This window comes from Mumia sp. zg.B53 (genome assembly GCF_019550935.1).
In the GTDB taxonomy this organism is placed as follows: domain Bacteria; phylum Actinomycetota; class Actinomycetes; order Propionibacteriales; family Nocardioidaceae; genus Mumia.
Genome location: NZ_JAHWCK010000001.1, coordinates 927,679 through 947,621 on the forward strand (window position 1 = coordinate 927,679; position 19,943 = coordinate 947,621).

10 protein-coding genes are annotated in these 19,943 nt (G+C 69.7%); 3 read left to right on the forward strand and 7 right to left on the reverse strand.

Features of this window, described 5'->3' with window-relative positions; translation table 11 throughout:
- On the reverse strand, positions 1-2,058 hold the full coding sequence (locus KV102_RS04500) for a hypothetical protein (RefSeq protein WP_220345407.1): 2,058 nt from the start codon (positions 2,056-2,058) through the stop codon (positions 1-3).
- A gap of 71 nt (positions 2,059-2,129) precedes the next feature.
- Here KV102_RS04500 and KV102_RS04505 point away from each other — a divergent pair, with 71 nt between their 5' ends.
- The gene (locus KV102_RS04505) at positions 2,130-3,962 is read left to right on the forward strand and encodes a glycosyltransferase family 2 protein (protein ID WP_220345408.1); all 1,833 of its coding nucleotides are present in this window, start codon (positions 2,130-2,132) and stop codon (positions 3,960-3,962) included.
- Here KV102_RS04505 and KV102_RS04510 read toward each other — a convergent pair.
- From KV102_RS04510 to KV102_RS04520, 3 genes are read right to left on the reverse strand one after another with little or no spacing between them, the layout of a single operon-like run.
- A complete protein-coding gene (locus KV102_RS04510; RefSeq protein WP_220345409.1) occupies positions 3,922-6,513 on the reverse strand; it encodes a CDP-glycerol glycerophosphotransferase family protein in 2,592 nt (863 codons plus the stop codon). The two genes, KV102_RS04505 and KV102_RS04510, sit on opposite strands and share 41 nt — an antisense overlap.
- Positions 6,507-9,146, reverse strand: a complete 2,640-nt coding sequence (locus tag KV102_RS04515; protein ID WP_220345410.1) for a rhamnan synthesis F family protein — start codon at positions 9,144-9,146, stop codon at positions 6,507-6,509. Before KV102_RS04515 ends, KV102_RS04510 begins: the two co-directional genes overlap by 7 nt.
- Complete coding sequence (locus KV102_RS04520; RefSeq protein ID WP_220345411.1) at positions 9,143-9,406, reverse strand: hypothetical protein; 264 nt, start codon at positions 9,404-9,406, stop codon at positions 9,143-9,145. The genes KV102_RS04515 and KV102_RS04520 overlap by 4 nt, the downstream gene beginning before the upstream one ends.
- 187 nt (positions 9,407-9,593) lie before the next feature.
- Between KV102_RS04520 and KV102_RS04525 the strand changes: the two genes are divergently transcribed.
- Positions 9,594-12,608: a glycosyltransferase gene (locus tag KV102_RS04525; RefSeq protein ID WP_220345412.1), complete on the forward strand. Its 3,015-nt coding sequence runs from the start codon at positions 9,594-9,596 to the stop codon at positions 12,606-12,608.
- 8 nt (positions 12,609-12,616) lie between these two features.
- On the opposite strand, the gene KV102_RS04530 is transcribed toward KV102_RS04525, so the two are convergent.
- From KV102_RS04530 to KV102_RS19490, 3 genes are all read right to left on the reverse strand, one after another.
- Positions 12,617-14,533: a class I SAM-dependent methyltransferase gene (locus KV102_RS04530; protein WP_220345413.1), complete on the reverse strand. Its 1,917-nt coding sequence runs from the start codon at positions 14,531-14,533 to the stop codon at positions 12,617-12,619.
- Positions 14,534-14,802: 269 nt separating this feature from the next.
- Positions 14,803-15,984 carry an acyltransferase family protein gene (locus KV102_RS04535; RefSeq protein WP_220345414.1) on the reverse strand — a complete coding sequence of 394 codons (1,182 nt, stop codon included), beginning with the start codon at positions 15,982-15,984 and terminating at the stop codon, positions 14,803-14,805.
- A 45-nt stretch (positions 15,985-16,029) separates the two neighbouring features.
- Positions 16,030-17,709, reverse strand: coding sequence for a class I SAM-dependent methyltransferase (locus KV102_RS19490; protein WP_220345415.1), 1,680 nt, complete (start codon positions 17,707-17,709; stop codon positions 16,030-16,032).
- Between the two features lie 106 nt (positions 17,710-17,815).
- Between KV102_RS19490 and KV102_RS04545 the strand changes: the two genes are divergently transcribed.
- Entirely contained in the window at positions 17,816-19,939 is a 2,124-nt protein-coding gene (locus KV102_RS04545) for a glycosyltransferase (protein ID WP_220345416.1), read from the forward strand.
- Positions 19,940-19,943 lie beyond the last annotated feature (4 nt).

A 19,943-nucleotide genomic window follows, 5' to 3' on the forward strand; every position in this document is an offset into this window, starting at 1 on the left:
CTAGGCCCCAGCCGCGGGCACGATGCGATAGATGTCGTGCCGGATCTGTCCCTGCTCGTATGACCCCAGCGGCTCGAGACACCTCCGGCTCGGTGGCTTGCCGTCCGTGACCACGTAGTCCACCCATCGCTGCGCGAAGGCGTTACAGGGGTCGAGCGTCACGCGGACGACGTCCGGCCGCGGCGTGACCGGGATCGAAGGGCCCGGACCCCAGACCCACTGCACGTGCGCGAGCCGGTTCCAGACGTCCTCGTACCGTCCCTGCGGATCGATTCGGTCCCACATCACGCGTGAGGGGTAGGTCTGGACCCCGCTGTAGCCGGGGACGCCCGCCTCGAAGACCATGCCCATCGACGCCGGGGTCCCCACGCCGACCCACGTGCCCTGCGGGTCCTTCTCCGCGGTCTCGACCACGGCCCTTCCCGCCGCCGTGTCGGTCCTCAGGTCGAAGACCCCGCGATACCACGGGTTGACGCCCGCGCCGACCGCGAGCGTCGCCACGAGGAGCGCCGCGGCTCCGATCGCCACGAACCGCCGGGCGAACGCGACGACGGCCACCGTCAGCGGGACGAGGACCGCGACCGCGACCGCCGACCCGACGGCGGGAGCTGCCGCGGCGTCGAGGCGCTGCCACACCCAGCCGGTCGACGCCACGACGACGGCGCCACTGGCCAGAGCCACCCACCAGGGAGACCGGCGACCCAGCCCTTCCAGGCGCTCGACGAGCACGACGATGCTGACCACCAGCAGCGGCAGGTAGGCCGCCCTCAGCCTCACGAACTGCGTCCTGTCGAGGAGGAGCACCCGCGCGAGGTCGTCCCAGCCCGGCACGAAGAGGAAGACGAGCACGAGAACGTTGACCGCCGCCAGGGATATGACCAGCCAGTCGACGACCCGGCCGTCGCGATAGCGCGTCCAGCCGACCCACAGGAGCGGCACCATCAGATAGAGCCCGACGAGGAACGGGACGGAGGCCGTCGACTCGTTCGTGCCGAGCCCTTCGAACCCACCGCCGAGGAGCGCTCGCTGGAACGGCCCGCTCAGCAGGCCGACGAGGTAGTCGGTGTCCGCGGCACCCGTCGGGGTGAGGCGCTGACCTGGATAAACGGTGTCCAGCAGCGCCTGCACGGTCTCCCGGCGCGTCCACACCCATACCGCCAGCACGGATGCGGCAAGCGTCCCGCCGACGGCCAGCGGAACGAGACGGAGCAGGACGTCCTTGCCTGCTACGTGGTCGATCCTCCACCGGCAGAGCAGGAACCCGACGGCGAAAGCGGCCGTCGGGTAGGTCACGGCGAGGATGAACGGGAGATAGATGCTCATGCCCAGCATGACGGCTGTGTACGCCGCCACCGCCGCTGGGACCACGACGCCCGTGCGCGTCGCCGATCGCTGACCCCACACGATGGCGGCCATCGTCACGAACGCGAAGGAGACCGCGAGAGTCATGATCGGCATCCACCACCACTGCACCAGTGGCTGGAACATCACCACGAGGGCGAGCACCGGCCCCAGGAGCGCCCGCGTCGGCAGCATGGTGACGACGAAGGCGTGGACCGATGAGAGCAAGAAGAGCGCGGGGAGCCACCACCGCCAAGCCATGCCGTGGTCGACCCCGAAGACCAACGATCCCCACATCTGCGGTCGGAAGACGGTGGACCAGTCCCATGCCGGCGCGTCGTTCATCACCGTCGCGTCCATGCCGCCCGGGAACACGTGGTTGACCGGAGGAAACCCCTGCGCGGTCTGCGACACGAGCCAGCTCCCCTGCACGAGCCACTCGTCGCTGCGGATCGGACGGGGGGTCCCGGCCAGGAGATTCGGGTCGGCGCCGTCCCCGAAGGCCCTCCACCAGGCCCCGGAAGACGTCCCCGAGATCTCCAGCACCACCGCGAGGACGAAGAGCAGGACAAGGAGGGACGGGAACCACAGGACGACCCACGTCCGGGGAAGGCCGTCGGGACGACTCGCCGTGCGGCTGGCCCAGCCTTCGTGACCACGGTGGGCGAGAACGGATAGTCTCGCGGCCTGGACACCACCACTGGTCTGTTCGGTCACGGGCTCGATCGTAGCGGCGCAGGGCACCTCGAAACCGCTGCACGAACGCGGAGGGGGAGCGTGAGGAAGTGATGTCGATCGATGTGAGCGTGGTCGTCCCCACGTACAACACCGGAGCCAAGCTTGATGCGCTCCTGGCCTCGCTGGAGGCGCAAACGCTTCCCACCGACCGGTTCGAGGTCGTCGTCGTGGACGACGGCTCGACCGACGGCACCTGGGCGAGGCTGCAGGAGCGGAGCGCCGTCACCCCGAATCTCCGGGTCGATCGCATCGCGAACTCCGGCTGGCCCGGCCGACCGCGCAACCTCGGCACGGATCTCGCCCGCGGACGTTTCGTGTTCTACTCCGACCATGACGACGAGCTCTTCCCGGAGGCGCTCACCCGGATGGTGGAGCTCGGTGACAGGGCAGGAGCCGACGTGGTCATCGGGAAGGAGGTCCGGTCCGGCGCGCCCACGATCGGCGCAGAGGCCTTCTTCGCCGACCGCGAGCGGGCCGACCTGTTCGATGACGACGTGCTCGCGATCCTCACGCCCCACAAGCTCTTCCGGACCGCGTTCCTGCGCGAGCACGGCATCCGGTTCCCGGAGGGACGGCGGCGGCTGGAGGATCACGTCTTCCTGGCGGAGGTCTACACCCGCACCGACCGCATCTCCGTGCTCGCGAGCTATCCGTGCTACCGATGGATCATCTATCCCGACGGCAGCAACAACTCCGACAACCTCGGTGACCTCGACGTCTACTTCTCCAGCCTCACCGACGTCTTCGACGTGCTCGACGGAGCGGCGATAGGCCAGGAGCAGCGCGACAGGCTGACGCAGTTCTGGTACGCGACCCGGATGCTGAAACGGCTAGGGCCGTACTGGATCGATCGGTGGGCGCCTGCGTACCGCGACGAGGCGATTGCCGCCGTCCATCGGCTCACGAGCGAACGGATCCCGGCACGCCTGGACGCGGGTCTCCCTCCCGTGCTCACCCGCCGGGCGGCGCTGCTGCGAGCCGGAGACCGGGCCGGCATCGTCGCGCAGGCCGGGGCCGACCGCGGTGTCCACCTCCGGACCGACGACGTGACGACCCGATGGGAGGCCGGGTGTCTGACGATCGCCGTGCGCGGCACCCTCGTCGACGGAGAGGGGGCTCCGCTGCGACTCGTCGCGCGGGACGATGCCGTCTATCTGGTCGACGACGAGGCGCGGCGGTTCGACATCGCTCCGTACCTCGGAGAAGGCGACGTGCGACTCTTCCTGCGCCGTCCCAAGACCGGCGTCGAGTGGTACGTCGACGCGCCGCTCCCCCTGCGACCGGTCGAGCGCGACGGCGCGCTCGTCCTCGAGGCGTCGGGCGCGTTCTCGTTCGATCCGACTGACGCCGCGTTCGGGTCCCCCCTCGACGCGGGACGCTGGGTCGTGTCCCTCCACGCACGGGCTCTCGGCTACGCCAGCAGGACCCGGCTGGTCGCCCCGGCGCCGGGCCCTGCCCTTGTCGACGGGGTCGCGGTGCGGACGCGCACCGACGACGAGGGCTGTCTGTTCGTCGGCGTCGGCTCCGCCGCCGGTGCCCTGGCCGACGCAGGAGCCTCGTTGCGGGTCACGGGCCGCGGTCACCGCACCCGGCTGGTCTCCGTCCTCCACCGGATGCACGTGCGCCACCCCGAGCGGGCGGCTCTCGGGTTTCGTGTCGGTGAGGACGACGTGCGCGTGACCATGATCTCTGGGCGGCCGCTCGGGGTGGAGGCCATGCTCCACCTCCCAGCAGGGCGGTATCCGATGCGCCTGACACTCGGCGCCGCGACAGGTCCTTCGCTCGGGACCGTCTACGTCGGTCACGGCTGGGGTCGGGTCACGACCCGCGCTCCGCTTCGGGTCAGGGCTGCGGCACGACTCCGTCGACGTACAGCGCCTTGACTCGATCCGTCACCCGCCGAGAGCTGCCGTCGTCGAGGTGGTCGAAGAAGAGGCGTCGTCGCCACGCGTAGTCCTCGTCCTCGGCCAGCGTCCGCGGGTCGAACATCGTCTCGAGCGCGGACGAGAGCGCCCGGAAGTCGCGGCAAACGGGGCCGGGAAGGACCTGTTCCAGGTCGTAGAAGAATCCGCGCTCCGACCCGGCGTACCGCTCGTAGTCGTAGGCGAAGCTGATCACGGGCTTGCCGGTGAGGAGGAAGTCGACCACGCAGCTGGAGTAGTCCGTGACCAGCCCGTCGGCCACCCGGTAGAGGACCTCGAGGTCAGGGTATCGGCGCGACGAGAGGTTGAGCGGCTCGAGCGGGCTCAGCATCCGCGAGTAGGTGTGCGCGCGGTCCGCGAGGTGCTCGCGGACCCCGATCACGACGCCTTCTTGCTCGCACCAGTCGCGCAACCACGCGATCTCGTCGTCCGAGAACGCGTAGTAGGCCTTCTCCTGGTCGTTCTTGAACGTCGGGAGGAACATGACCAGACGCCGGCCTGCGGCTTCGCGACGAAGTCGGTCCATGGCGGCACGCATGTCGTCGGGGAGTCGGTGTTCGTCGCGCACGATGAAGTCGTTGCGCGGGAGGCCGGTGATCCACATCTGGTTGAGGTCGAGAGGCGAGAACGCTGCCTTCATCGCCAGGGCGTCGATCCGCGACGACGTGATGACGGCGGTGGAGCCGAGGTTGTGCCGCACGATCGACGCACGCTGCTCGCCGAGGGCGACCGAGGCGGTCCCGAACCGCTTGAGCGGGATCCCGTGCCAGAGGTTCACGAACGTGTGGCGCTTCAGCGACAAGGGGTACGGGACATTGATCCTGGGCGCGTGCTTGACGAAGATGTGGCCCGCCCGGAGGACGTGCCACTGCCCCTCCGGGCTGTGCAGCGGGACGACGACCACGTTCTCACCCTCCGCGACGACCCGGCGCGAGCGCGTCAGGACGATCTTCTTGATCGAGGGGTCGTCGCGCACCTGTTCGAAGACCGCCCGCTCATTGCTGGCGAAGGTGTGGTCGTAGGCGCAGACCGGGAACGCCCACCAGTGGTCGTATGTCGGCGTCCGGCCGTCGGCCTGCCGCATCTCAAGCCGGGTGAGCGGCTGCGGCCGGTGGACGGTACCGTCCGGCATCGTGCGCACCGCGAACGACCGACGGATCCTGTCGTCGGCGGCGACCCGCAGAAGGTTGCGCTCGAACATGTCGACGGGCGCGTCCGGGACGAGCTCGCCGACGAGTCGCTTCCAGTCCGCGACATCGGGCATGTCCAACGGGTTCTCGGCCATCAGCTTGCGTTTGAGCAGCGGGAAGCCGTCGCGGACGAGGCCGAGGTAGTCGGGCGTGTAGAGCGGGTGGTAGGGCGCCAGCACGTCGACGAAGGCGTCGATGGCGTACCCGAGCAGAGCCAGGTGGTAGGTCAAGCCGATCTCGTACTTCAGGGTGACCGACGACTTCCTCGGCTGCCGGCAGACGTCGTCCATCCACCGACGGAACTCTGGATCGTCGACGACCTGCTTTCGCAGCGCGAGGAACTCAGCACCGAGGTGAAGGCGGTCGAGCATCCGCCACGCGGGCGCGGCCCATTGCGCGACCACGTCGTCGAGCGGGACCGGTCCTGCCGCGCCGTACTCCTCCGCGTAGCCGCGCTCTGTAGCCAAAAGGCCCCAGACCTGGGCGTCGGACGCGTCGCGGCGCGCGAGCACCTCGTCGAGGGGGCGGAGGAGATAGCTGCTGTCGTTGACCAGCAGCACGTCGTCGTAGGCCGCGAGGGCGTCCCAGCCGACGAGCTCGCGCGCGAGCAGGGCGTAGGAGCCCATGTCGTACATCCCGTGCGGACGCGCCCACGCTCCGACGGTGACGTCGCGCAGCCTCGCCATCTCCTCGTCGGAGACCACCGCGTCGGCGAGGAGGTAGACGTCGCAGTGCCGGCTCAGCTCACGTAGGTAGGCGACGACGTAGTCGTCGACGAGGGCGTCGACGTCGTAGGCCGCGAACAGGCACACCCGACGAGCGGGGCGGCCGTCGTCACGTGGCACCGGCACCCGTGGCACCGCCCGCTCCGGCAGGGCTGCCGCGCCGGCGTGACGCCCGACGAGCAGATAGTGGAGATAGGGGTTGACCGCCTCCGACCCCGGGTCGAGATAGGTCCGCCAGTAGGACCAGACGTCGAACCCCACCTCGGGGTTGTCGAGCGTGCGCCACCCGACGCGGCAGAAGTGGTCGACAGCGTCCCGCTCCGGGTCGAGCGTGCCGCGCCGGGCGGCGCGGTAGCCAGCCTCGTCGAAGGCGCCGGCCACGGTCACGACGGCGACCGCGCACTCCAGGAGGACCGCGTCCGGCGGTTCACCCTCGAGCGGGTGGTCCGCCGTCGGGACCGCATCGACGGGTCGGAGCCCGCCCTCGAGCGCGGTCACGAGGATCTCGTGGGCCTTCGCCGTCTCGTCGGTCCGGGCCGCGTCCCATTCGGCGGCGAGGCTGGCCCACGCGCGGGTGAACTCACTTCCGGTCAGCACCGCGCCTCCAAGGACGTCCGACGAACGTGATGGACGAAGCGCGCGGCGTTCGAGGCGTCGACATAGCGGCGGAACAGACTCCTCGCCCGGATGTAACGGTGCAGGACCGCTCCGTCTGAGAATGCTCCGTCAAGAGCCTCGCAGACGCCCGCGACACTGGCGCGGATCTCCGACGGCATCACGCGCTCCACGTCGACCAGGTAGTCGTCGGCATCGTCACTGGCAAGGACAGGCACGACCGGTCGGCCTGTGACCGTGAAGTCGAGGGCGGCCCCCGCACGCTCGGCCAGCAGCGCGGAGGCCTCGCGGTAGAGCACCGACACGTGTCCGAAGTGCCTTCGTCCCACGTCAAGGGCTGCCGTGCCCAGAGCCTCCCATCGGCGACGGTCGGAGTCGTCGTCGAGGTGGCGGATCCCGACCACAGCGTCGTGGGCCTCGCACCAGCGCCGCAACCCCGCCAGGTCGTCGGACCATAGGCGGTGCGGCCCGGCCCGCCGTCGCTCGGGCACGAGGAGCAGGAGCCTTCGCCCCGCAACGAGGGCCCGAAGCTCTCCCAGCTCGCGCGCCAGGTCGGCCGGGAGGCGGTCCTCCGGCATCAGTACGAAGTCGTCTGCCGGGAGCCCGGTCGCCACCCCGCCCCCGTACGGCGCCGGATGGAGGACGGCCGCCATCACCGTCCGGTCGAAGTCGGAGGCAGCGACATACCCCGTGAGCGGCGAGACCACGTCCTCGGTCGACCGCACCGGCCGGCGGGTCGTCGTGGCACTCCGCCGGGCCACGTCGATGCCGTCGCGCACAGCCAGCACCCGATGAGAGGCGTCCAGGCGAACGCCGAGGCCAGGGCCGGGCCGGCCCGCGACGAGGACCACTCCGGCGCGCATCAGGAGGTCCTGCCCCGCACGGCTGGTCACCGGTGCCACCACGACGTTGTCGCCCTCCAGGTCGATCCGACGAGAGCGGGTGAGGATGATCTTCTTGATCGAGGGATCGTCGCGAACCTCCTCGAAGATCGCCCGGGCGTTGGGTGGGAGGTGTCCGTCGTCGGGCGAGACGGCGAACGCCCACCAGTGGTCGAAGGTCGGGCTGGAACGGTCCGCCCGACGGAACTCACGCCGGTCGCGCGCAGTCGGCACGCTCACCGAGCCATCCGGCAGGGTCACGATCGCGAAGCTGCGCTGGAGTTGGTCGTCCGGCGCGGTCCGGAGCAGGTTGCGCTCCATCACGTCGACGGGCGCGTCCGGGACCGCGGCCCTGATCCGCGCCTTCCAGTCCCGCAGATCCGGCGTGTCGTAGTGGTTCTGGTATAGAAAGTACTTCTTGAGGAGGGGGAAGCCCCGGCCGAGCAGTCGGAAGTACTGGTTGGTGAAGACGGGCTGGAACGGGTAGAGCGCGTCGATGAAGGTGTCGCCGTCGTAGCCCGAGGCGATCAGGTGCTGGGTGAGCCCGATCTCGTACTTGTGCACGATCGCGGCCTTGCCGCGCTGCCGGTGCACGGAGCCGAGGATGCGGCGGAAGCCAGCGTCACGGATCACGGGCTGCCGGTAGGCGAGGAAGTAGGAGCCGATGTGGAAGTCGAACTCGGGCTCCTGCATGTAGCCGGCGAGCAGCTCACGGCGCACGCGCTCCATCGGGATGGGTTCCACCGTCACGTCCTGCACGGCCTCGGCTGTACGCGCCACGCCCTTGGTGGCCTGGAGCCCCCACCAGTCGCACATCCGCTGCGACATCTGGGCGAAGACCTCGTCGAGTGGGCGGAGAAGGTAGCAGCTGTCGTTGACCAGCAGCACCTCGTCGTAGCCCTCGAGCCGCTCCCATCCGACGAGGTCGCGTGCCAGCATGCTGTAGGAGCCGAAGTCGTACGCCCCGTGCCGCACGGCCCACGCCCCGACAGTGATGTCCGCCAGCTTCGCGAGCTCGGCCTCGTCGATGTGACAGTCGGCGAGGAGATAGACGTCGGCGAAGCGGGCCAGCTCGCGGACGTAGGCGATCAGCGACTCGTCGAGGAGGCCGTCGGCGTCGTAGGCGGCGAAGAGGCACGCGCGACGGACCTCCCTCTCGACCGGCAGCACCGTGCCGGGTCGTGGTGGGACCCACTCGGCGCGGACGCTGAGCCCTTGGGCTCGGCCCGTCAGGATGTAGTGCACCAGGGGGTTCACGCCCTCGCGTGCGGGGTCCAGGTGCGTACTCCAGTAGTGCCAGGTGTCGAAGGCGGCGCTGGGCTGCTTCGCCTCGCGCCAACCGAACCGGCAGAAGTGGAGCAGCAGGTCGTCGAGGCGCTCGGCGACGCTCGGCCAGGCGCTCGCGTAGAAGTCGCGGTCGAAGAGTCCCGACTCCGCCACGAGAGCCACCTCACGGAGGAGCTGCGGGTCGTCGGCCGCCGGGGGTTCGTCCTCCCGCGTCTCGACCGACCGCTCGAGGAAAGGGCCACCCTGCATTGCCCCGAGGGCTGCGTCAGGGGAGAGGCCGAGCCGGGCGCCGACGGTCAAGAAGTGGTCGATCGCCTCCTCGACGCTCGCGAAGTCGTCACCGACCTGGGAGCGGTACCACGCGATGTCGAACCACCCGGACGCCCTCAGGAACCGACGTCGGGGCTCTGTCATGTCGAGGTCCGTCCGGGTGGAGGACGTCGTCATGAGCGACCGTCGCCTCCACCTCGCAGAACGCGCTTCACCCGGCGCGGGAGCCTCCGCCACCGGGAGCCGCGGCCCTTCATCCGCTCGACCTGCGCCGCGAGGCGGTCGCCTCGGGCCCTTGCCTTGGCACGCTGCTCCTTGACGGTGCTGAGCTCCTCTGCCCACCGCTCCTGCTCCACACGGAGCTGGGCCAGCTCCAGCCGGCACTGTCGCAGTTCCTCGTGGAGTCGCAGCTCCGACTCCGTCCGGATTTCACCCAACGCCGGTCCTCTCTTCCCGGCTCCGCACGCGGCTCCCCGCCACGGAGCCGTAGTGGAGCTCCGCTAGCCGCGGTCAGAGCGCTGAAAGGCTACCAGAGGAGCACGCGTCGGCTCGGCGACCGAAGAGGCCGGCCGGATCGGCGCCGGTCGGTATTGTTCCGCCTAAGTCGAACGTTCGAGGAGGGTCATGCCCAGCGGGCTCAGCAGCAGGGTGCGCCGCGCGGCCGGCCGGGGCCGACGCCGAGCCCGTGACTGGCGGGAAAGTCAGGCGCGGCCGAGCACCGACGCGGCGGCGCTCCTCGCCTCGGGGCTTTTCGACCCGTGGTACTACAGCCTCCAGGTCCACCAGCGGCTCGGGGCGGCCCGTGCGGCCGAGCACTTTCTCCGCGCCGGCGCTCACGACGGGATGCTGGCCAACCCGCTGACCGACTTCTTCGCGACCGGGCTGCCACCGGCCCGGGTGGTGTCCGACCTCCTCGACGGCACCGCACGCACATATCCGGTGCGCGACTTCTTCGACGACCTCCTCGACGCACCCGCCGCCGCGCACCATCCCGGGGGTCCGGTCGGCCTCTATCTCCAGCACGCCCATGAGGGCGCCCCTGTGCCGGCGCTCGGGCCCCGCTCATGGCCGCGGTTCCGCGAGCAGCGCACCCGGCAGTCGCGAGCGCTTCGCCTGGTCCTCGACTCCGGCCTCTTCGATCGTGACCACTACGAGCGTCAGACGGGCGACACGTTCCTCAGCGACCGCCAGGCTGTCTGGCACTACCTGGAGGTGGGAGAGCTCCAGCGCCTGGCCCCCAACCCGCTCTTCGAACCCGAGTGGTACCGCCGCTGCGCTGACGTCCGCGTCGTCGGTTCGTTCGCCCACTTCCTGCGCAACGGGCAGGCCGCGGGGTCGGCCGGTCCCCACTTCGACGCCGCGACCTATCTCGCACGTTCTCCCGAGGCGGCCGACCACCCTTCGGGTCCTCTCGGACACTTCCTCGCCGTAGCGCGTGGCGACACACCGACCGTGCCCGGTCCGGACGACGGTGTTGAGCCGACCACCTGGTCCAGGCTCAGCACGGTGGTGCGTAAAGGCGCGGAGGAGTTCGGAGCGCAGCGGCGGCTGACGGCTCCGCCGCCCACGCGTTGGGGCCGCTGGCACCTCACGACCGCCACGCCGGCTGAGGGCAGGGGCGACGTGAGCGTCGCAATCCTCACTGACGCCCGGGCGTGGTGCAACGACTCGCGTGTGAACCTTCAGAGCGTGCTCGACCAGCGTCACCGGCGCTGGATGCTGCGTATCGCGATCGAGGCCGACGGCAGCGCACCTCCGGAGCTTCGGTCGGCTGCCGCCGACGACCCGCGGATCGTGCTCGTACCGACGTCGGGCGAGACGTGGGTGCAGCGCGCTCGCGAGCTGGTCTCGACGGTAGAGGAGCCGTGGGTCAGCCGCTGGCAGCCCCAGGAGCAGTGGTCGCCCTACGCGCTCAGCGGGCTGTTGTCAGCGGTCTCCCCCGGCACCGGGGCATATGCCGCAGCGGTCGACACGGCCGGTGCCGACCCCGTGTGGACGTGCGAGCTGCCCGATCGCGAGTCGATGCTCTGGCAGCCGTTCAGATCGCTGTCCGCGACGCTGCTGCCGACCGAGGTCCTGCGGGAGACCGCGCCGCGCGACGAGGCGCTGGACGCCTACGAGTGGGACGTCCTCCTGCAGCTCGAGGCCCCGCTGACCTACGTGCCGTTCGTGGCGGTACGCGGCGAGGACCTGGGAGCGCTGCCCCTCCCGGCCGGCCTGACACGATCCGACGAGCACGTCGTGCGAGCCCGCCGCATCCTCGACTGGCCCGCGCTGGTCGCCGGGCTCGGCGACCGGGTGCCCGGACGTGTCTCCGCGCTCGTGCCGACGTTCGAGGACTGGCGGTTCACCCGGCACGCCGTGGCACTCGCGACGCGCGCCGACGCCGACATCGAGGCCGTGGTGGTGGACAACGGCTCTCGGCGCGACGTCACCAGCGTCCTGACGGCCACCTTCGCCGGTGACGACCACGTGAAGATCCTTCGCGCCCCGTGCAACACCAACTTCGCTACCGGCTCCAACCTCGCCTTCGCGGGCTCGACCGGCGAGCACGTCGTCTTCCTCAACAACGACACAGAGCCTCGAGAAGGGTGGTTGCCGCCGCTCCTGGCGGCCCTCGGCGACCCCGACGTCATCGGCGCCCAGCCGCTCCTGCTCTATCCGGACGACTCGATCCAGACCGCGGGGACCGTCTTCTACGGCGCCTATGCCGCGCCGGGACATCTGCTCGTGTCCCACCCGGCGAGCGACTTCCCGTCCGCCGCCGACCTCGGGTTCACGGCGATCACCGCCGCGTGCATGGCGCTGAGGGCTGCTGCCGTTGCCGAGGCCGAGGGCTTCGACCCCGCGTTCGTCAACGGGTTCGAGGACGTCGACTTCTGCCTCAGTCTCGTGGAGTCGCACGGTGGACGCTTCGTCGTCGTCCCGGAGTCACGGGTGGCGCACCACGAGAGCAAGTCACCGGGACGGTTCGCGCGGAGCGAGTCCAACCGACTCAGGTTTCTCGAGCGGTGGGGCAGGCGCCTCCCGGAGCCGCAGACGGATCTCTGGAGAGCCGCGGGCTTCGAGGTGGTGAGCCTCCGCGTGCCGGGCGGTCTCCCGAAGAGCCACCGGCGGACCAGCGTCGTTCCGCACGTGGTCCGCCCCCCCGTCCTGGTGGACTCGGGTCCCGCCCACGGGCTTCCGCGGCTGCGCTGGGCGCTCAAGATCGCCGCCCCTGGTGGACCGGAGGGAGACGCTACGAGCGACGCGGTCCTCGCCGACGCGCTGGCCCGAGCTCTCCGGTCATGGGGCCAAGAGGTGGTGATCGACCGTCGTGGTGCGCACGAGCGTCCACTCTCGGACTACCTCGACGACGTGACGTTGACCCTGCGCGGTGAGGCCCCTACCGCGCCGGTCCTGGGAGCGACCAACCTCCTGTGGGTCGTCAGTCACGCCGACGAGGTAGACCCCCACGAGCTCACCATCGGTTTCGACCGGGTCTACGCGGAGGATCCCGCCTGGGCCGAGGCCATGGAGGCACAGAGCGGCTGCAAGATCCGTACGCTCGATACTGCCGAGGCCTCGCTCGCGGCCGAGGCGAGGACGCTGCTCACCGATGTCCTCGACGCCCGCGGCGTCGACCACGACCTCGGGTGAGGCGTCGGTCAGGGGCGCCGCCCGCGCAGGCCGAGCGCGCGCAAAGCGCGCCCCGCGGCTGCCGAGGCACGGTACGCGCGGGAGCGCCGCAGAGCACGTAGCTCGCGCTTGGTCCTCTTCAGGACCTCCTTCTGCGCCCGGGACCGATCGCGGAGTGAGACGATCCTCTCGCGCTGGCGCGCGATCGTGTCGCGGTGACGGACGACCTGCGCGTGCTCGGCCGTCACCTCCGCTCGCTTCAGGTCGATGAAGTCGCGCAGCGACTTCTCGCGTTCCAGCTGGACGTCGTAGAGGTTGTGCAGGCGACGCCCGAGTGGCCAGTCCCAGACGTCACGGTCGAAGAGCTGGGTCCGGAGGGTCTCGCGACACCGCTCGTGCGCGTCGGGACCCGTGTGGTTCGTCGTGATCGCGACTTGGAGCGCCGCCTCCTCATCCAGGATGCGTGCGACGCCGGCCTCGTCGACCTGCCGACCCACGAGGTCCATCAGGCAGATGAACAGCTCGCCCATCGTCCGTGCCGGCGCCCACATCTCCGGCGGCGTGTCCGCGAGGAGGGACTTGGCGAACCAGAAGAGCCCGCGCTCGATCACCCGGTCTGCGGATCCGGTGGCGTGGAACTCCTCGTCGATGATCTGGAGCTCACCGCTGCCCGCGACGATGATGTTGTTCGGGATCGCGTCCAACGACACGGCACCGTCGTGACTGAGGGACTCGACGAGGTGCCGCCACCGCTCCAGCAGCTCTCGCCGACCGCCCTCGTCGTGCTCGGCGAAGACCTCGACGAACGACCGGCCGAAGCGGAACGGCCACGTCGTCATCCCATGGGAGATCAGCTCGCCGGGCTCTGCGCTGTACTCCCGCTCCACCAGCACCTCGTCGTCCACGACGCGGACGCTGGTGGTCGCCGCGTACTCGCGCCGGCGGTTCACGGAGAAGTAGCGCGCCAGGCGGTCGTCCGCCCACAGGGTGGGAGGCCGGTCCGTGGCGCCGACCACGAGGAACGAGTTGGCGAAGTGTCCGCTCAACCCGGCGCGCGACAGCTGCGCCCACACGCGCCGCTCGCTGGCGAGCGGGACCCGTCGGGTGCCTGCGTAGCGGCTTGGGAAGGTCGGCAGGTCCTCGAGCAGGCTCGGGACGGTCGCGGCGATCCGATCAGTCTCCATCACCACCCGGGTGTGCTTGTAGTCCGGGAAGACACCGAACAGCCGTGGCGTGAACCCGGCCCCCGAGACCAGCTCGGCGAGCGCGGGCGCACTGAACGTGCGCGCGGGCGTCCCTCGGGGGTAGTCCTCGATCGAGTCGTACATCCTCCGGCTGTGGTCCTCGGCGGTCCCGGTGAGGTACTTCACGCCCAGCTTGTTCTCGATCGCGAGCACCAGGGCCCCGCCGGGGACGAGCCGCGATCGCGCCTCCCGCAGAAAGGCGAGGTAGGGCTCGGGGTCGGGCGCGCCGGCCCCGACGTACTCGAGCACCCCGACCACGACGACCAGGTCATAGGCGGCCTCGCACGGGATGTCCTCGACGTTGCCCGCGAAGACCTCGACGTTGTCGAGGTCGCGGGTGCGCTCGCGACCGACCCGCGCTCGACCCAGCACGGGCTCGACGGAGTCCACGAGGGCAGCTGTCTCCCCGAGGTAGCGGGTGATCGGACCGCAGCCCGCTCCCACTTCGAGGACGCGCGCGTCGGACGGGATGTCCAGCGAGCGCAGGACGTTCGCCCGCGCGGGGTGGGTGTGGTACTGCTCGGCCCAGCTCTCGGCCGCTTCGAGCATCTCGGTGCTGGAGGAGGTGATGTCGGTGGCGTTCCGGACGATCTCCAGGACGCGCTCCTCGGCGCCGTCACGGTAGGGGATGTCGGGATTCGCCCGGAGCAGACGGACACGCTCGAGGGTCCGGAGGTCACGGGACCGGATGGGGGACGACATGGGCGCCACGGTGCTGATCATCTCCAGGACGTCGGGGGCCACGACGGACTGCGAGCCACGGTCTGCCGAGACTACGCGCCCAGCGTGGGTCCGGGGACCGCCCTTGTCAATGCGTCCCTGGCGACCTGATGCTCCCAGCCGTCACGGGAGCGCGTCAGTCACGTGCGCGCCACGCAGCCCCGCAGTTCGACCACGGCTTCAGCACGCCCCGTACTGGTCGAGGGGCGAGGGTAAACCTCACGGCGACGGCTACGCCTCTGAGCGTGTGCTCAACGCAGTCTTCGGGGACGATGCGGCCGGCCGCTGAAGCCGGAACGGGCGTCATCGGAGTCGCGCTGGATGACGGTGGTCTCCAAGGGGCGCGGACCCTCGGCGCGGACGGCTTGCGACGGCTCGGCGCGACCGTCCCCCCGACGGAACAACCAATCACAGCGAGGTTCGACGAAGGGGCGGAGACACGACCGCACCGGACGGGATGCCAGAACGACCGTCATGAGGACGCACCCACCGACGACGATGGCCAGGCCCAGCGGGCTCTCCAGCCTCTCGTCCAGGGGGCTCGCAGCGAAGACCCTCAGGACGAGTCCGTGCAGGAGGAAGGGGTACATCGAGGCAGCGCCGACCGCGGTGAGAACGGGCGTCGCCCGGCGGGGAAGGACTGCGACGAAGGCCGCAGTGAGGCTCAGCCCGGCCCCGATGACGACCAGACGCGTCAGCGTCGCCTCACCGACAGCCATGTCGAAGGCGGAGTAAGGCGCGATGTAGGCCAGCCAGCCGATCATCCCCTGATCCCGCGCGAACATTCCGAGCGGTACGAGGACAACGGCGAGCACCACTGCTCCGGCCACCTTGCCAGCTCTCGGCGGAACCCGGTTGGGCGCGCCCCGACCCAGGCACAGCCCGATGACGAAGAACGGCAGCATCCCGAACGTGCGGTTCAGCGAGAGAAGGAGCCCCAGGTCGGACGCGGCGCCACCCAAGACGGAGATCACCAGCGAGGTCCCGATCGCCACGGAGGGGCGAAGCTGAGCGAACATCGGCGCCATGAGGCGCCATGCCAGCAAGGAGAGGAGGAACCACAGCTGATAGAGCGGGGTCAGAAGCTGGTTCGCCGAGTACTCGACCGTGTCGTCGCCGAGTGCCCGGAACGACACCAGGTACAGGAGCTGGAACACGACATAGGGGATGACGAGGCTGCGGATCAGGCTGCTCGCCCGCCGTCCGACGAGGGTACGGGCAGTGAGCATGCCGCACAACAGGACGAAGGCGGGCATGTGAAACAGATAGATCGTGAAGTAGACGTCCCACGCGCCGGGCGCCGCAAGCACCTGCCCCACTCCGTGCCCGACGACCACCAGGACGATCAACGCGCCCTTGACGTTGTCGAGATAGGGGTCCCGTGTCGCTCCAGAAGCAGTCGACGGCGAAGAGACGTGGGATGAGTGGGACACGACGCTCAACTGTGCCATACCGCCGGGTCTGCTCCCGGGCCGACGTCAGCCGCGTCGGAAGACGGTCGCTCGCTTCTGCAGCCGCAGGTCTTCGCGCGAGAACCCCGGGAGCAGGCCCTCCCACATCCGAGCGACTTCTTGCTCGTCGTTGCGGATCATGTCGTCGAGCACGACGGAGACGCGTTCCGCGAACCGTTCCTGCAGCATGGGCACAGCGGGGAACCGGGCATGAACGCCGGTTGCGGCCGGCGGACCGTCCACGAGGAGCAGACCGACATCGGTCAACGTCGCGAGCGCCTCGGGGTCGTACCATCGCCCCCGATAACCGGCGACCTCGATCTCGGTCAACGGTGCGAGCCGAACCTCCGCGATGTCACCGAGCCCATGTCTGGCGAGGACCGCGCGAGTCTGCTCCGCGAAGCTCTCGTGATGCTCCAGCGCGACCACCTTGCAGTCCAGACCGAAGTGACGGATGGCCAGGCCGAACCAGAGCGTCGAGACACCGCTTCCACACTCGACCACCAGGGAGGGTCGTCGTGAGACCAGCTCGTCGACGACCACCTCGACGAGATCCGGCGAGGCGGCCCAGCCGCCCATGGCGGGAACCCTGCCCTCTACCGGGAGCAGCGAGAAGAGGTGTATCGCCGACTGGATCTGCGCGAGCTGCGCGGAGTTCTCGACCGTTCGTTTGCTGACGTCCTTGCTCAATCCGGTGTCGAGCGCCCGGACAGCCGTCGCCGTGCGGGACTGACCCGCCTCGAGCCGTCGCACCGCAACTCGGATCTCCTGCCACTCCTCCGCGTTGCGAGTGCGCTCGACCTCCAGCTCGTCAACGAGCTCGCGGTGCTGTTCGACGAGGTTCCCGAGCGCTGTGTGAACCGCGCGGCGATGGCCTGCTGCCGCAGCAGCTGCCCGCTGGACCACCCACAGGACGAGAACCAGACCGAAGACGGCCCCGACGAACGCCAGGGACGCCAAGACACCGGCACCGGCACCGCCGACGGCAGCAAGCCAGCCTACGAGGATCGCGGCGAGGAGGAAGAGCACCGCACCGGCGGCGGCGACGCCTCGACGACCGCCCAAGCGCCTGGCGATCGTCCGGAGCGCACGCGACACACGGGCACCACGTGAACGCTCGACCGCGTCCCGCCGACGCTCGGCCTTCGCACGCGCTGCCTTCTCACGCTTGAGGCGTTCGCGGACGCGCTGGACGCGCTCGCGCTGGACGGACAGCCGCTCGTTCTTCTCCTCGAGCCTGTTGCTCAGATCGGCGACGACCGCTCGGAGCTTCGCCACGGCATCGGGCTCGCGGCCCGCCTTGTGGCGCGGGTCGCTCGACAGCAGCTGTGCCCACAAGTCGTCGAGCTCGGTGGCGGCGCGGTCGGATCGGACCGACAGTGCCACGACCGGCACGTCGCCGAGCCACCCGATGTCGTCGACCCCGAGGGGCGCGAACGAACGCAGGTCGCTCGCCAGACGGGCGACATCGACGAGGAGCTGGACGTCGGGATCATCCACGGCACGCGCGACCGCGCCACCGACGATGTCGGAGGAGAGATCACCGGACAACAGGACCTGCGACTGCACTCCGTCGCTTCGAGGAATCTCGCCCTCGGCGACGAGGATGTCCTCGCAGCTGTCCCGGAGATCGCGGATGCTCCTGCCCGGGTCGTCCGAGACAACGACGAGCCGCCCCTGGACGTGGATGCCGCTTCTGCCCTCCACGGGTCCTCCTGGTCTCCGACGTGCTGGCCCCAGCCAGGCCTCGGATAGCATTGCACGGGCTCCGATCCGGGCCTGACCGGCCCGCCTCGAAAGCCCAGGGGAACCCTTGACTCAGCACGACGTCCGCCATCAGCCGACGGTGTCCGTCATCGTCCCGAGCTATCTCGGGGCCGACGTCCTGCCGATCAGCCTCGGATCGCTCGCACGCCAGACCCTCGATCCTCGCGCCTTCGAGGTCGTCGTGGTGCTCAACGGCCCGGAGGACGAGTCACGCCGCGTCATCGACGACATCCGGACGGCCAGCCCAGCGCTGCGCTTGCGCATCGTGTCCACCTCGACCCCGGGCGCCGGAAATGCGCGCAACCTTGGCCTGGATGCGGCAGCCGGCCGTTTCGTGACGTTCGTTGATGCCGACGACGAGGTGACTCCGGGCTATCTGAAGGTGCTGATCGACCATGCCGAACCCGGGGTCGTGCCCGTCGCCTCAGTCGCGGACGTCACCGATGAACGGGCGGCACCCTCGTTCGAAAACTACCTCTCGAACCGCCTCGTCGCCCGCGCCGGCGAGGTGGCGGACCCCACGACGATCCCTTCCTCGCTGGGATTCGTCGCCGGCAAGCTCACCCCGACGGCAGTGGCCCGGGCGGGCCGGTTCGACACCTCGCTCCGCAGCGGAGAAGACGTCCTCTACTGGTTCGACGTCTTCGAAGCCACTCCGTTCCGCATCAAGCCTGTCGCCCTCGACGCGGACGGCGTCTATCTCCGCCACATCGTCGCGAACTCGGTGTCCCGACAGGCGAGCTCGTACGACTTCTCGGTGACCCAGCGCCTCGACGTCGTCGAGCGACTCTGGTCGCGCCAGGCTCTGGATCCCCGAAGCCGCAAGCTTCGATCGTCCTTCACTGCCGGTCAGGTGTCACACGTGAACGCCTATCTGCGTCTCGACCCGGCGGACCACCCGAAGGTCCTTGCCGACATCCGTGCCCGCGGCCTGGAGGACGCGATCCCTTGGCGCCGCCTCAACGACGGCCTTGCCCGTGACCTCGCCATCCTCTACTCGTTCCTGCCGTACGCCGACACGAGCGCGCTCGTGGCCGCACGCCGCATCCGCGATCGCGGAATCGTCGTCGACGTCGTGTCCAACACCATGGGAGCGGACAAGCCCATCGACTGGGCCGCGGGCGTCATCGCGCGGGAGCAGCTGGACCAGACGTTCGAGGTCGACGCCCGCACGGCGGCCTTCGAGTGGGGTCCGCTGAAGGCGTTCACCCGCCGTGCGCTTGCCAAGGTTGCCGAGTGGGAGAAGGAGAAGGGTCTCTACCGCAGCGTCTACAGCCGGACGATGTGGCCCGGCTCGAACCTGGTCGCGGCCGTCCTGAAGCTGCGGAGGCCCGATCTCCGATGGATCGCCGAGTTCTCCGATCCGCAGCTCTTCAACGCCTACGGGCAGCGCCGGGTCGGGCGGGCGAAGGAGGACGGGTTGTGGCGTGAGCTGACCGACGGGTTGGCCGCCGCTGGGATCGACGCTCCTGCCGACCGCAACATTCCCCATCTCGTGGAGCTCCTCGCGTACGCGCTGGCCGACGAGATCGTCTTCACCAACGAGCACCAGCGCTCGTTCATGCTCGGCTATCTCCCAGAGCAGCAGCTCGTCGAGCGCGTGCTGGAGCGATCGGTCGTCTCCCACCACCCGACCCTCCCCAAGTCCTTCTACCACCGGGTCGAAGGCGAGTACGAGATCGAGCCGGACGTGCTCAACATCGCCTACTTCGGCGCCTTCTACGCGACTCGTGGTCTCACAGAGGTCGTGGACGCCTTGAAGGCGCTCGAGCCCAACGAGCGCGCGATGGTGCGCCTTCACGTCTTCACGGGCGACCCGGAGACGTTGGCAAAGGAGCTTGCTGTTCATGGGCTGACAGACATCGTGGTCGCAAACCCGTACGTCTCGTACTTCGCGTTCCTCGAGCTGACCACGCGCATGGACGTTCTTCTCGTCAACGATGCCAAGACGCGGGACCACTACGACGTCAATCCGTTCCTGCCGTCGAAATGGTCCGACTACGCAGGGAGCGGCAGCGACGTGTGGGCGGTTGTCGAGGAGGGCAGCATCTTGTCGACGATGCCGACGACGTACCGCTCACCTCTCGGCGACGCGGCTGCCGCCGTTGCCGAGGTGCGACGCATGCTCGCGGATCGCGGGCTCGGGCGCGAGGAGACCAACCCGCAGTAGCGCG